This window comes from Pedobacter sp. HDW13 (genome assembly GCF_011303555.1).
GTDB lineage: Bacteria > Bacteroidota > Bacteroidia > Sphingobacteriales > Sphingobacteriaceae > Pedobacter.
In genome coordinates, this window is the sequence record NZ_CP049868.1 from 5,209,826 (window position 1) to 5,225,068 (window position 15,243).

Genomic DNA, 15,243 nt, shown 5'->3' on the forward strand with positions numbered 1-15,243 from the left:
TCGGGTTGCAAAAAAATACAACATTTCTTTTTGGACGATTTTTAATATTTCCAGTTTGCAAATTATCTAACAAATAGCCCAATAAATGTTGTTTTAGATTGGACTGTTTCAAACTGTTAACACAATTGTTGTTTTCTCCCTCTGGAATGTGTTACAGCGTTTGTCCCAATTCAATGTGGCGCGCATAAACGCTATCCAAAATCTTTTCTTCCATTGTTAAAGGCATTTAGCAAAAGATAGCCAGTTGCTGGTATATTGCCAGTATTAGCTAAAAACCGTACAGCTCAAGTTCACCAATCGCCAGTTTGCTTTTTTCAGGCTGAACATCCAATACCTTAATTTTTAAGTACCTGCTATCTTTACCTTCGTAAAATACAGGTTTATAATCCTGTCCCGAAACCTTTCTCTCCTTTATCAGATCAATCCAATGTATACCATCAGCAGATCCTGCCAGTGAATAAGTATACCAGTCGCTGTCTTTTCCCCAAATTAGGCGGCTGCCTCTTAAATTCACAGGTTTTCCCAAATCTATTTTTAAGGTAATGGGAAGCGATTCTCTTGAAACTGTTAAAATGCTTCTTGGATCACCATCAATCAATTTTTCCAGTCTGGAAGTAACTGTGCTTTCCGAAGAACTAAGCATGTCTGGTGTTAGTTTTATCATTGGAGGGAGTTCATCCGGTTTAGCAATTCTACCAATCGTATCGGTTATCTCAGCTTCATTTTTCCATTTTGGATGCTCGCCATCCCGCGCATAAATTCCTTTAAATGGAATGGTTGTAATCTTTGTGTTTGCCGATTTAATTCCCGGAGAGGAAGCGGTAATCAGGATGTCGCCGGCAGTTTCAAGCGTACGGATAATGCCATATCCTATTCCGCCTTCACTTTGTTGGCTGGAAATGTTTAACCTTGCCGAATTGGCACCAATCAAAGTTCCCTTCCCTGAAACCTTTAAGTTAAGCTGATAAGATTGCAGCTGGCTAGTATTGGTGATAACTGTCCCGTTTTTGTCGCATATTTTGATATATACCGGAACCATATCTGAGCCATCCGCTACAGGTTTAATTCCGCTTTCGGCAATTTCAATTTCCAGGTGATCGGGCTTTTCAGGAGTCCTGACTAGATGTGAACAAACTACTTTGCCATTTAATATCCCTTCGGCCCTTAATGTACCTGCCTGGTAGGAACCTGTTTTAAACTCAAAATAGGGGCTACCACCTTTGCCTGAAATAAATGGTGCGGTTTTGGCGTTTTGTTCCCTTGATATTTCTTTTAACAATACATTGTTGCGCAACAACCTTACTTTGTCGCAATTAGAAAAAACAATAAGATTTGAATCAATTTCAGGCTGGTTGTTATAACTGGCAATGAATACCATTGGCCCATAAGCTGGGTTTCGGGCATTTTGCATGGCCATTAGCTGATAGTAGCCAAACTTTTCATAGCGGTCAATGTCCACTACACCACTAAAAGCAGTAACGGGATCCGATCCCCTGGTGTAATCATTAAAGCTCCACAAAAAATATCCGCCAATGCGTGCATTGGCATCTAACCTGGCATGGTCCCAATAACCACCTTCTTCTTCGAGCATTGTTCCGTTCAATGCGTTTTGCCTCAATTTGCACTGAGCAATCAATCCTTTTGCAGTGTATATACGTGATGCTCTTAGTCCGTTTTCCTTTTTGGGGTCAGCAATCCAGGTATCACCCCACTCACGGGTAAGTGAGGGCATAGAAGGCATTGGATCTGTCGCATCTTCGTTAATCACTTTATAGCTAACATCGTAATATTTTCTCCCTTTGGCGAAGAAATCATCCGCAGTAAACATTTGTTTGCCGGGTATTTCTTCATGAGCAATGCGAACCACCTCTTTCGCCCAGAAATCAGGTGTTGGCGATTCGTTAAGTGAGGTTTCCCATAAAAATACTGAGGGGCGGTTTCGGTCGCGACGGATCATTTCACGCACCTGCTGATAGCTTCTTTGGATAAACACTGTATCCTTATTAAAGAATTGCCAGCCTGGCTCACATTCAATTACCAATAAGCCCAGCTTATCACAGGCATCCAGAAACCGGGGCGATTGTGGATAGTGAGATGCCCGGACCGAATTAAAACCACCTTTTTTAATTTGCAGGGCATCCCGCCATTGCATAGAAGCAGAAGCTGCATCGCCGATATTTTGATAGCTCTGGTGACGGTTGGCCCCGCGCAGGTACAACTTTTCACCATTCAGATAAAAACCGTCTGCTTTTCCGGCAGGCGAGCTAAAAGAAATGGTTCTGATTCCAATGGGGCTAACCAGCAGATCTACTAATGTTTTACCGCAATACACTTTAGAAACAAGTTGATATAGGTAAGGATGATCGGGATGCCATAATTTAGGTTTTAACACCACCATCTTTTGCAGGTATTCCTGATCAGTATATGCTGAAAGTAAAGTTGAAGAGCTTGCAAAAGCTATTTTTTGTCCGTTTTTATCCTCTAAGGTTGTTACAACAGCAAGTTTAGCCGCTGTTTTACTTTGATTTAAAACATGCGTTTTGATACTAATGGTAGCCTTTTGCTTATTTACCTCTGGGAAGGTGATAAATAAGCCACCCCGGCTATTTGCTGTGCTTCCAGGGGATCTGATATATGTATTTTATTGCTTATCTGTAGGCTTACATCCCTGTAAATCCCACCATAGTAAAGAAAATCCATTTTATCCTGCATTTTTCCTGGCGGCGTAAATGGATCATCCACATTCGATACCCTAACCGCAAGTAGGTTATTGTCGTTAAATTTTACCTTATCGCTGATATCTACAATAAAACCCAGGTAACCGCCGTAATGCACTTTAAGCTTTTCTCCATTTAAATATATTTCGCAATTTTTCTGTACACCATCGAAATTCAATGTAATGCGTTTTCCCGAATTGGCCTTGTCGATTTTAAAATAACGACGGTACCAACCAATACCGGTATAATTCTGATTTCCCCCATTGTGTTTTGGTTCAAGCCGCATGGTATGGGGAACACTTACGCCAGTCCAGTTGTTGTCGTTGTAACTTACAGCTTCAGCACCAGAGGCTTCGTCTCTAAAAAATGCCCATCTGGTATTTAAATTAAGGATAAGCCTTGGCGAAGGGTTAGCATCTTGCCCGTAACTGTAAGATATATTAAACAATGTTAACAGGAGGGCAAATAATCTGAAGTTTATTCTCATGCTGGAATCGTGGTTTACTTGATGATCTTTTAATATTGTGAAAGAGCTAGACTTTGGGAAATAAATATTTTGTTTACTGTGGTCATTGCCGGGCTTTTCGGCTGTGTTTTTATTGAGCACTTTCGCTCGCATCTATTTACTTGTTAATTGAAACATGCTATTGAAAATATATATCTTGCCCGCCATTAGTTGTATTTTTTTTTCTTTTCCTTTATATAAAAATGTACAGGTCTCATTTGCTCCTGCGTAGATGATGGCCGATTGTAGCTTTCCAGCAATCCATTGTAAATCTAGCTTGTGTCCGCCATGTATTCTCACTCCCGATAATTTTCCATCAGGAAGGTTACTTGAATAAGCTGGCAGTAGTTCAATGCGCCCAGGTTGGGAAAATACCAGCATGTCTGCTAAAAGCCGTTGCAGGCTCAGCGAAGAATCCAGGTTGTATATGGCATGGTTGGGGTTATGAGAGGTTGAAAGTCCTGTGTATACATAGTTGCGTTGAGCAAAGCGGTTGAGATTGGCCGCTACCTTTTCTTCATCGTGGAGCCTTGCAGCCATGAGCGCCAGATGAATAAGCCCGTGAGCGGATTCTGTATCTGATTTAAAGCGTTTAGCCAGTGCTACTTTTGCTCCTTGCAATAAGTACTTATCGGCATCGGCCTGCAGAAATTCTGTGCCGGGAAAAATAGGATACATATGCGAATTATGACGGTGGGCATATTCATCTGCATATTGAGCCGGAATCCACTCCGCTAATGCGCCATCTGCATTGATCCTGTAAGGCACAATGTTGTCTCGGTAATGTTTCCATTTGTCCATATCAGTCTTGTCAAGGTTGAACATACTGCCCATTTTTAACAGGTGATCAAAAACCTCCCGGGCAATTGCTGCATCAAAAGTAGCATCCTTACAAAGAGTAGTATTGCTGCCAGGGGTAGCATTTTCAGGGGAAATGCCTGGCGAAATATGATAAAATCCATCTTTTTCTTTTGTTAGATAATCTTCATAAAACGCAGCCATTTCCAAATAAAGTGGCAGTACACGTTTCTGTAAAAAGTTACGGTTCCCATATAGCATGCCATGTTCGTAAAACGGCATCAGATTCCAGCCGGCACCACCTGGCCAGTACATCCATGGAAAACCGTCGCCAAAATGATTCAGATAACCTTTTTCAGGGTCACTGTAATGTGGAACTAAAAATCCACGGCAGCCCAGGTAGTTACGGGCATTAAGCCTCCAGGCAGGTAGCAGGCGTTCTACATAGCCAAAATAAGATTCTGCGCACTCTTCCAGATCACCTGTAGAAATTGCCGATATGGCTAAATTAACATTGGAATCCATAACGAAGCCCCCAATCCATGCCGGATTCCAGCTACCTCCCCATATTCCTTGTAAGGGCGGGGGATATTTTCCTGATGAAGAAATCAGTAGGTACCTGCCCATCGCATGCATTTGTTCCAGAAAGAGTGGGGTAATGCCTTTCGTGTGTGCATCAGCCAGCATTTTTTCTGTGGAGGTACTTAACCATTGTGCACCCGCACCTAAATCAAGTACTACCCGTCTAAACATTTCGCCATGCAGTTTGGCGTGCGGCATTAATAGCTCCTGGTAATTCGGAGACAATGCAGAAAGCTCATTGCGCACCGGAATTTCCTGAGAAGTTGAGCCATACTCCAGAGGAGTAATACGCATCACAATTAAAATCTGGCTGGCATTTTTGATTTGCAGGTGATTATCCACAACACTCATTTCACCGCCGGTGATAGTTACGCGGGCAAGTCCATCATAACCGCCCGTGTCCTGACTATAACTGGCATGGTATTTTAACCATCCTGGTTCGGCGCTGCTGCTAACGCTGCTAAATACGTTATTCAGATCCAGTCCAGCTACTTCACCTTTACGTCCTGGAGTTTCATTAAGCCCAAGAGAGATATTGAGCTTTTTTCCCTTCAAACCGATAATACGGATCACGTTTACATCGTTTGCCCGTGAAGAGAAAACACTTTGTTCAACGGCGCCATTTTTGTCTTCCCAGTGGCTTTTTGCTTCACCGGTTTCCATGTTTAGTTCACGTCGGTAAGCTGCAATAGGCCCTGTGCTTTCAGTCTTTACATTAAGGTCGAAGGCAGGATGCGGAGATATCGACCAGGCTTGTGGCGCACCCATAGCTGTTAACTGTCGTCTTGCCTCGTCAGTACTTAAGCTTGCAGCGAGGTCAAACTTACCCAAGTCAGCAAGTGTTCTTACCCGCGGCAATAAGCCTGATATGTTGGCAACTGCAACCTTGTGGCGGTCCCAGGCCCTGATGAAAAGTTCTTCATGTACACAAATTATCCTTTCTTCCCCAGGATTCCCGGTAAGCATGGTGCCATGTTTGCCGTTACCGGTTACAAAAGCATCCTGCCAGGCCAGCGCAGGTTTTGCAGACCAGGCAGTCCATTTTTTACCGGGGACTTTAGTTTGTGAAAACAATGTTTGAGCACATAATGTTGCTACCAACAGTAACATTGGTTTTAGGTGATATAAGTTTTTGTTCATTTGGGATACACTCATTAAAGCTCAGTTAGTATGGATTAATTTAGTTCTCTGGTATTGTAAGCAGCTACACCTAAAATTTAGCTGCAACACTAGTTTTTATTGTCATTGTGTGGATATGCGGGATTCGCTCCCTTAAAATGGAACCAGTTAAAATCGGCATAACCTCCAATACCTTCCTTGCCTTCGCTGAAATTGAATAGCGCAAAACGATTGGCAGTCCAGGCCAGGCCTAAGTCCATTTGTAAAGTATTGCCCAGAGGCATAAATTTCTTTCCATCGTTACTATAAGAAAAAGTGGCCTTAAAACCAGTATGTGTGGCATTGGCCTTTATCCATATTTTGTTTGGAGTAAAGTGCACAATACTATCAATTACTTTACCATTGTTTACCATAATAAGATCCTTGCTGCTAGCGGTTTTGCGTACCGCTATATAGGCATAGGGTGATTGGAAAATCCCAAATCCTGCTATGTTGCCGGTTTTGAGTCCTTTCAAATCGATCTCTACTGTGCCTTCAGAGGCAGGTCCCTGTACGCGCTGAGTGAGTGTGTTGCGGGCCATAGTCAGGTCTTTTGCATAGCCTGCACGCAGGCGCATGTTACCTTTTCTTTCTTTTAGCGACCATCTGGCATCATCAGGGTTGTGGTTCCATTGCCATTGCAGGCTAAGTTTTGTGGCAGAAAATTCGTCTGAAGTTGCGGGTACTTTTACAGGAAAGGTTTTAGCTACATTCGGTTTCTGGTAAACCACTACACCTTTTGCGTTTCCGTTTTTGCCTAGCATTGGCCAGCCGTCTTTCCATGCTACAGGTACAAGATTGGGTACCCTGCCAATTGCACCCCGATCCTGCATAATGATAAACCACCAACTGCCGTCTTTAAGCTGAACCATTCCGCCCTGGTGCAATCCGTTGTTGGGATAAGAAGATTCATCCTGTACAATTGTTTTTGTTTCATAGGGGCCATAAATATTTTTACTGCGCAAACATACCTGCCATCCTTCTGTGCCACCAGCAGGGCAGGTGAGGTAGTAATAGCCATTGATTTTGTACATATGTGAGCCCTCCATATTATAAGCCTTACCTGGGGCCGAAGAGCCTTTTGGGGTAGGGATACTTTTATCCCAAATGAGTTTGTTTTCTCCTTTTACCGAGCGCACGTCAGAAGCAAGTTCGGTTACATATAACTTACCCTGGCCATGTATAACATATACTTTCCCATCATCGTCAAAAAATAAACCCGGATCATACAAATATTCGGGGAAAATGGTACGCTTCCATGGACCTCTAATATCTTTGGCAATGTTGATCGAAAAGTTTCCTTTTTCCTTTTCCCATTTCGGAGTACAGAAACCGACATAAAACAAACCATTGTGATGTTTGATCGTGGCTGCCCACGAACCTCTCAGGTACATTTCGCCACCTTTTAAATCATAGCGGGGATCCTCGTTATACCGGTCTATAACATAGCTGGCCATTTCCCAGTTTACCAGGTCTTTTGATTTCAATACCGGACATCCCGGCACATAATGCATGCTGGTAGATACGAAATAAAATTCATCGCCTACTCTGGTGATATCCGGATCAGGCCAGTCACCCCACAGGATAGGGTTTTTAAAGGTGCCATTACCATTATCAGCAGTCCATACCTGATTGGTAGCGGATTGAGCCAATAACTGCAGGTAAGTGCAGAAAATAAGGAGCGGTAAAATAAAAGATATTTTCTTCATGATAGTTAATTTAAGGACGGAAAATAATGGCACTTATAAAAGTAACTCGTGGTAATTTAGGTATCAAAATAAAGGGGTAATAATTTACCCCTCTATCATTTGTTTAAACATTAAAATATCATTGAAATTAACCCAGCTAGTATCCTGGGTTCTGTTTCAAAGCATGGTTAATGTCAATTTCTTTTTGCGGTATAGGCCATAAGTAATTTTTACTGTCGAATGTCCGGTTTCCGGCAACAAAATTAGAGTTAGGAGTAAGGGTTAAAGCGCCGTTAGCGGCATTAACTGCTCCTTTTAAGCTGCCTTTTACATCCCCGCTTAATGCCTGTGTGCCAATTTTCCAGCGCTGTATGTCGTACCAGCGAAGACCTTCGCCGGCCAGCTCTGCTCTTCTCTCGCGGCGAATAAGTGTGCGCAGCGAAGCCTGATCCGGATATAAGGTAGCAGTTACCGCTGGCATATTTACCGTAGGGCGTTGCCTAACCTGGTTAATTGCGTTGTACACCGAAGCGTCTATTTGGCCCGCTTCTATTTTTGCCTCGGCATAGCCAAGCAAAACCTCTGCATATCTGATCACAATAATACTTCCTCCGGTATTCCAAACATCGGTGCCATAGGCGGTATTATTATAATCGTCTATATTGGCCAGGTATTTCTTAAAATTATACCCGGTTGGTGAGGCATTGTTATTTCCAACTAAATCACTTGAATTGGCACTTAGCGGATCAAAGTAAGCGCCCATGTAAGAGAGGCCAGGGTGGATAACTGTTGCATCTAAACGCGGATCCCTATTGGTGTAGGGTTGGAGGACATTATAGCTGCCATCTTGCTGAATGGTTTGTCCGTTTTTGGTTTCATAAGCGTCTACCAATGATTGTGTTGGCGCCATTGAACTCCATCCTCCATAAGAATTTGGAAGCGCAGCACCCAGAACCCATTCCGCATTATCGTTCTGCAAATACTGTACATCTAAAATCACCTCCTGGTTATTGGAGTTTTGTGGACGAAATATTCCCTCATAATCAGGAAACAAGCTATAGTTAAATGGCCCCGTCATGAGCTGCTGGCTTGTAGCGATACAGTCTGTGTATTTGGCGTTAAATAATTCTACCCTCGCTTTTAAAGCAAGTGCCGCTCCGCGGGTAATACGGCCTATATCGCTTCCTGAATAGCTAACAGGCAATGATGGCGCAATGCTGCTTAGTTCCTGAAGTACAAAATCCACAATCTGCGTTTTCGGGCTACGGGTGATGGCATTGGCCTCATCTGCGGTAAGGTTATGCAGAGTAAGAGGCACATCTCCGTATACCTGGCTTAAAACAGCGTATTTATAGGCCCGTAAAAACCTGGCTTCACTTTTCATTCTTGTTTTAAGTGTATTATCAAGCGAGGAAGCAGGCACTTTATCCACGTTATCTAAAAACCAGTTACATCTTTGTATTGTGGTATAAGAATATTTGTTCACTCCCGGATCCGAAGGGGTTGCCAGTCCTGAAGCAAAGGTTTCATAACCTTCCCATGGAAACTGGTCAATGCCATTGTCTGACATGCAATCATCGTATATCACGTTATCTCCTATTTCCCAACCACTGTAACATCCGGTTAGTGCGGCATTGGCATCCGCTTTTGATGACCATAAGGTTAGGTTACTGTATTTATCTAGTGGTTTGGTGTCGAGTATATCTTTTTTGCAGCTGCTGAGTACGGCTGTGGCAAGAAGTATATAAATTAATTTCTTTTTCATCTGTCTTTTTTTAAAATGTTACATTAAGCCCAAGTGTATTTACCAATACTTGAGGGTAATTGTTAATGCTTCCGGCTGATCCAAGTTCAGGGTCAATCCATTTGTAGAAACTGGTAAAAGTCAACAGGTTTTGGCCGCTGTAATAAACCTTAACATTGTTCAATCCCAATTTATTTACAATATTTTTTGGAAGGCTGTAGGCGAACGTCAGGTTTTTTAGGCGTAAATAGGAAGCATCTTTAACCCAGAAAGAAGAAGGTGTGCTGGTTGGATCATTTTGTTTATAACTGTACCATAACCTTGGGAAACTGGCATCGGTATTCGTTGGTGTCCATCTGTCTAAAAATACGCTCGTAGGTTTCTCCACATCCGGACCAACCCGCCCAATCAGGTTACCACCCATGGCTTTTACAGCTGCAGCACCCTGGAAGAATAAGGATAGTTCGAAGTTTTTCCAGCTAGAGGAGAAAGAAAGGCCATAACTGATTTTTGGATAATAATTACCCAGGTAAACTTTGTCCTGAGCATCTATTTTACCATCGTTATTTTGATCTTTATATTGGATATCGCCGGCAGCTACTTTGTTATTCAATACAGCTGTTCCGGTAACATCTGCCTGGGTTTTGTAAATTCCCAATGCCTCGTAACCATATAACGATTGGAACGGAGTACCTACATCATAAAAGGTATTATCATTAATTACTTTACCTCCGGTTAACTTGGTAACTTTATTGTCAATGAAAGAGAAATTACCATTAATGTTATAATTAAACTCTCCAACTTTGTCTTTATAGCCGGCGCTTACTTCAATACCTTTATTCACCATCTCACCATCAACATTTACATATGGCGGAACAAAAGAAGTTGTGCCACTGGTACCTAAAACAGCCCCTGCCTGGGTACGGAGCAATGGGTTTGAAGTTTTTCTTTCAAAATAATCTAACGAAACATCTAACTTATTGTTCATAAACGTGGCATCGATGCCAGCACCTACTGATTGCGTTTTTTCCCATTGCAATAATGGGTTTGCGCCGTCGCCCGGAGTTAGACCTGTTACCAGTGTTTGGTTAAATGAATAGGTTTGACCACCTGTAATAGATTCAAAATAAGCATAGTTATTGGCAATTTGCTGGTTGCCTAATTTACCCCACGAAGCGCGCAGTTTTAATGAATTAACTGCATTAAGTGCACTAGCAAAGAAGTCTTCTTTGGATATGATCCATCCTGCAGAAACGGCCGGGAATTTACCCCATCTGTGTCCTTGTGCAAAACGGGAAGATCCATCAAAACGGAAATTGGCTTCTAATAGGTACTTCTCGTTAAAATTATAGTTTAACCTGCCAAAAACTGATTTCAATCCCCAATCGTTGGCATAACCAGTGGTAGATTGGCCCAGGGCAGGTGCAGCATTAATTTGTGTTAATTCATTATTTAAGAAATTTTGGCGTTGTGCACTGAAATAGTTGTAAATAGAGTACTCCTGAGAGGCTCCAACTAAAACCTTGAAATTATGTTTACCAATGTTTTTTTCATAATCTGCTACGCCTTGTAAAAGGGTATAGGTGGTTCTATCGGTAGCATTAGTTAAATTATTTGGCCCTTCAAATTTAGTTGGTGTTAGCGGAGTTCCGGTAGCACCTCCTTTGTAATACTGAATATCAGATACATACTGTTGCTGTTGCCCCATGGCTAATCTGTAGCCGAAAGATGGTTTAAAATGTAACCCCTTTAACGGAGACCAATCTCCGGCTACGTTACCATTTACAGTATAGTTTTGCCATTTATTGAATGATGGAGAATCTAACCAGGCCAGTGGGCTACCGTCAGAAACATAACCTAAAGCCCCATTTTCCCATTTTGCAGGTACGGTATTCGAAATACGGTTGGCTGCACGGATAATTTGCCCAAAGCTGGTTGCATAGGTACTTACCGGCTCTGAAAATGGCGCGTATAGAAAGCCTAATTTTGCAGTCAAACCTAATTTGGGTGTTAATTGCGAGTTAACATTAAACAGGGCGTTGTATTTTTGGTACCTGGTTTCCTTTACATTTCCATTTTGATCAAAATAGCCTAAAGAAACCATATATTTTGATTTCTGATCACCGCCGCTAATATTCACATTATGGTTTTGCTGCCATCCCGTTTCTGAAAATATTAAAGACACCCAATCCGTGTTCGGGTGCGCTCCCGATTGATCTGTGCCATCTTTAAAGAGCTGGATATCGTTATCAGTCCATCGTAGAGAAGCTCCTTCGTTAGCCCTTGCTTCATTATACAATTGCGCCTGTTGCCAGGAAGGTAAAAAATCTGGTTGCTTCATAATTTGCTGAGGGCCGGCATACATGTCATATTTTAGCTGTATGCTGCCTTCCTTACCTTTTTTGGTGGTAATTAAAATTACACCATTAGATGCCCTTGCTCCATAAATGGCAGACGATGCTGCGTCTTTAAGTACCGAAATACTTTCGATATCGTTAGGGTTTACATCTCCCATCGCTCCCGGTACACCGTCAATGATAACAATCGGGGCTGCACTCGCACCTCCCGAACCCAATCCTGTTCCAATACCCCTGATCCTGATCGTTCCTGCATCTCTGCCGGGCTGCCCGGTACTGGTGGTAATACTTACCCCGGCAACCTTCCCTTGAATGGCGTTGGTAACGTTAGTAACCGGCCTGTTATCAAGGTCTTTCGATGAAATCGTACCTACAGCGCCCGTTAAATTAATCTTCTTTTGCTGGCCGTAACCTACAACAACTACATCTTCCAGTGAATTTACCGAAGCCTCCAGCGATATATTTACGGTTGTTTGATCATCTACTGTTATTTCTTTGGTCTTATAGCCAAGGGTAGAGAATACCAATACTTCCCCTTTTTCAGCTTTGATGCTAAAAGAACCGTCAGCGGCTGTAATGGTTCCTTTGCCGGTACCTTTTACCATTACCGATACGCCGGGAACCGGACCCGCATTATCCGAAACGATACCTTTTATGGTAATTGGATCGATAGCGTTAGTGATGCTGTTAACGCGTTGATCTTGTTTTTCATTCGTTTTAAAAATAATTACGCCCGATTCTCCCTCTTTATACTGAAACTGCGTTCCGTATAAAATAGAGTTTAAAACCTGTGGGAGCGGTTCATTTTTAAAAACCAGTTGTTTTGTCGAAATTTTGCGGAGTTCATTGTGGTTATAATTAAAAGGCATTTTTGAAACCTCGCTAAGCCGTCCGAACGCTTTTTCTAATGTTTCGCCATTAAAGCTAATGGATACCTTAACCGTGCGGATATCCTGGATCCTGTTAAGGGCCCAGGTGCCGAGCGAAACCGCCGATAACATAGCCACTATTCCTAGTTTGGCTATCCTCCGGGTTAGTCTTGTTTGTAATTTTTGATTCATATATTTATTGGTTTATTGTTGATGCGCTTAGTCGCAAGGTTTTCCGGTGATCAATACAGCATCCTTTTTAAGTGTGTAATGCACAGGTTGAATGGTTTTTAAAACCTGTAAAACATCTGTAAGGCTTTGCTTTTTAGTAAAACGGATGCTGTTTTCACAGTTGATAAATACTTTGGGGTCGTAAATTACCTTTACACCGAACCGGTTGGCTATCGCCAGCATAATCTCATTGAAATAAACTCCATCCAGATTAAAATCTCCATGTGTCCAGGCCATATTATTGGCCGATTTTACTTTTTTGGTGAAGGCCTTATGAGCATCTTTGTTAAATGTTAACTGCTCGTCGGGTTTAAGGATATTTAGCGTATTTTTCTCTGCTACCTGTACCCGTCCTCTGGTTACCGTTACGGTAATGTTGGGTAGCGATTTATAGGCTTTGATGTTAAAGGCCGTGCCCAGTACCCTCGTACTGATGCCCCCGCTATGAACAATAAATGGTTTGGATTTATCGTGCGTTACATCAAAGTAGGCTTCGCCTTCTTCCAGATAAATATCACGGGTGCTGGTAAACTTGGCAGGGTATCTGATGCTGGTAGCCGAATTAAGGGTCACTTTGCTCTGGTCAGGAAGGGAAATCTCTAAAACTTCTCCTTTCCCGGCTTTTACGGTGATGTATTTAGGTGTGTTTTGTGTGCTTCTGTAATAGCTATAGCCGATAAATAAAGTACACACCCCAATTAGTATAGCGGCAGCCTGATATCGAAGTCTCCATATCCTGGCGATCGGTTTTCTTTTGGGAGATTGTTGCCTGTCGATGCTTTGGCGTAACCGCTGATAGATTTCGTTTTTTATCTCCTCACGTTCCTGCTCATCGGTGATGGTAAGGGGATGTTCAGGTATATTAAATAGTTTGTAGAATTCTTCTTTCAAAGGAATATGTTTTTAAGTTGATAAGCTAAAGACGAATTGGTGTTAACAGAATACTAGTGTGGTGTTAAGTTTTTATTAAAATAAAATCACCGAGAGGTACTGGCTTATTTTTTGACGTAAGCGCTTAACTGCAGTAGTTAGTTGGTTTTTAACGGTTTGTGTAGAGATTGACAAGCGATTGGCAATTTCTTCCAGAGAAAGGTTTTCCTCACGGCTTAAACGGTAGATCTCTTTCATTTTTTCGGGAAGCAGATCTATCTGATGGTTTAAAAAGCTATTTAGCTCATTATAATATACCTGATCGTAAACAGTGTTTTGATGTGTAACCGTCTCACTGGCAATGTCTGTATTTTTGTTTAGCCGGTTTGCAGTTAGCCGCTGTTTGTCAATTATTTTGTTTTTTAGTGAAACAAATAAAAAGCCCGAAAACGATCTGTACACATTAAGCGAGGCGCGACTGTTCCATAACTGCAGAAAGAGGTCATGAACCAGGTCTTTCGCATCATCCTTGTCTTTGAGTTTTTTGTAGGCAATATCATATAGCATTTCCCAATACCTACAGTAAAGCTCATCAAATGCGGGCATACTGTCGCATTTTAGCAGTTCGATTAAAACAATGTCACTTTGTGATTTCATTATTTTAAGCAATGGTAATCGTAAAAGGAAATTAATTTGGTGTTCTTCTCACTTTTCATCTGATCACTTAAGCGATGGTATTTTTAAACACCTCAAATACTTTGTAAAATTCTGGTTTCATCGGGCTGGTTTTAAAAATGGTTGACTAAAGACGAATAAGTAGGTGTAAAGTACTAGAGCAGGATATCTTTTTTTTGTAAAAACAAAGCACAGCAGGGGAGAGCAGTAATTTGGAGATGTCTGTGGTTAAATAAAATACATGCCAGAGCACAAGCCAATGGATGAATTATTTCTTTGCAATCCACCAATATCGGCAGGTACTGTGTTTACTGCCGTCAAAAAAGCATCAGTAATAGTCAGGATTTGAGGAGTATTTAGGCGCAGCAGTTTCTATTTTAGGCCGAAAAATCATCCCTCATTCGCTCTTGGGTTAAATTAATAAAACTCATTCCTGTAAAATTTACAGAGATGGGCTTTTTGGCGAATATTGTATGCGTTTTAAATCAATTGGTGAAGAAAATAGCGACCTGGATCTGGTCCACCTGGTTAATCAGGGAAATAAAGCAGCATTTAATGAACTATACGAACGATACTGGGAAATCTCGTATGTTGTAGCTTGCAAGAGGTTGAATGATAAGGATCTGGCAAAAGATATTGTGCATGATGTTTTTTTTTTATATCTGGACTAAACGGGGAACTTTGCTGATCAATAAATCTTTTTCAGTTTATCTGTATGCCTGCCTGAAGCATAAGATTATAGATGAAGTTAGAAAACAAAACCACAGGGCGAAGCAGTCTGTTCTGTTAAGGGCTTCATTGTCCGAATCGGGTAACTCAACCATTGAACATGTTATTTCAAAGGATCTGGCTTGCCAAATTAAGCGCAAAGTAAATCTCCTTCCCGAAAAAATGAAAGCGGTTTATAGGCTCAGCAGAGAGGAAGAATTAACAGTTGAAGAGATTTCAACCAGATTATCGCTGTCTTCTCAAACAGTAAAAAATCAGATTAGCAGTGCGTTGAAGCGTTTGCGCATTTCGGTTTACTGCGATTAATTGCATATTTCAAT

9 protein-coding genes are annotated in these 15,243 nt (G+C 41.8%); 1 reads left to right on the forward strand and 8 read right to left on the reverse strand.

Annotated features, from left to right (window positions below; translation table 11 throughout):
• Positions 1-268: 268 nt before the first annotated feature.
• The 8 genes from G7074_RS21660 to G7074_RS21695 form a co-directional block, all read right to left on the reverse strand.
• The gene (locus tag G7074_RS21660) at positions 269-2,632 is read right to left on the reverse strand and encodes a glycoside hydrolase family 2 TIM barrel-domain containing protein (RefSeq protein ID WP_370526655.1); all 2,364 of its coding nucleotides are present in this window, start codon (positions 2,630-2,632) and stop codon (positions 269-271) included.
• On the reverse strand, positions 2,569-3,204 hold the full coding sequence (locus tag G7074_RS21665) for a sugar-binding domain-containing protein (RefSeq protein WP_166211298.1): 636 nt from the start codon (positions 3,202-3,204) through the stop codon (positions 2,569-2,571). Before G7074_RS21665 ends, G7074_RS21660 begins: the two co-directional genes overlap by 64 nt.
• Positions 3,205-3,336: 132 nt before the next feature.
• On the reverse strand, positions 3,337-5,712 hold the full coding sequence (locus G7074_RS21670; RefSeq protein WP_166211300.1) for a glycoside hydrolase N-terminal domain-containing protein: 2,376 nt from the start codon (positions 5,710-5,712) through the stop codon (positions 3,337-3,339).
• A gap of 119 nt (positions 5,713-5,831) precedes the next feature.
• The gene (locus G7074_RS21675; RefSeq protein WP_166211303.1) at positions 5,832-7,469 is read right to left on the reverse strand and encodes a glycoside hydrolase 43 family protein; all 1,638 of its coding nucleotides are present in this window, start codon (positions 7,467-7,469) and stop codon (positions 5,832-5,834) included.
• Positions 7,470-7,605: 136 nt separating this feature from the next.
• On the reverse strand, positions 7,606-9,213 hold the full coding sequence (locus tag G7074_RS21680; RefSeq protein WP_124562366.1) for a RagB/SusD family nutrient uptake outer membrane protein: 1,608 nt from the start codon (positions 9,211-9,213) through the stop codon (positions 7,606-7,608).
• A gap of 10 nt (positions 9,214-9,223) precedes the next feature.
• On the reverse strand, positions 9,224-12,610 hold the full coding sequence (locus G7074_RS21685; protein WP_166211306.1) for a TonB-dependent receptor: 3,387 nt from the start codon (positions 12,608-12,610) through the stop codon (positions 9,224-9,226).
• A 27-nt stretch (positions 12,611-12,637) separates the two neighbouring features.
• Entirely contained in the window at positions 12,638-13,540 is a 903-nt protein-coding gene (locus G7074_RS21690) for a FecR family protein (RefSeq protein WP_166211309.1), read from the reverse strand.
• 75 nt (positions 13,541-13,615) lie between these two features.
• The gene (locus G7074_RS21695) at positions 13,616-14,176 is read right to left on the reverse strand and encodes an RNA polymerase sigma factor (RefSeq protein ID WP_166211312.1); all 561 of its coding nucleotides are present in this window, start codon (positions 14,174-14,176) and stop codon (positions 13,616-13,618) included.
• Between the two features lie 660 nt (positions 14,177-14,836).
• Here G7074_RS21695 and G7074_RS21700 point away from each other — a divergent pair.
• On the forward strand, positions 14,837-15,229 hold the full coding sequence (locus tag G7074_RS21700; RefSeq protein ID WP_166211315.1) for a sigma-70 family RNA polymerase sigma factor: 393 nt from the start codon (positions 14,837-14,839) through the stop codon (positions 15,227-15,229).
• The last annotated feature ends 14 nt before the right edge of the window (positions 15,230-15,243 follow it).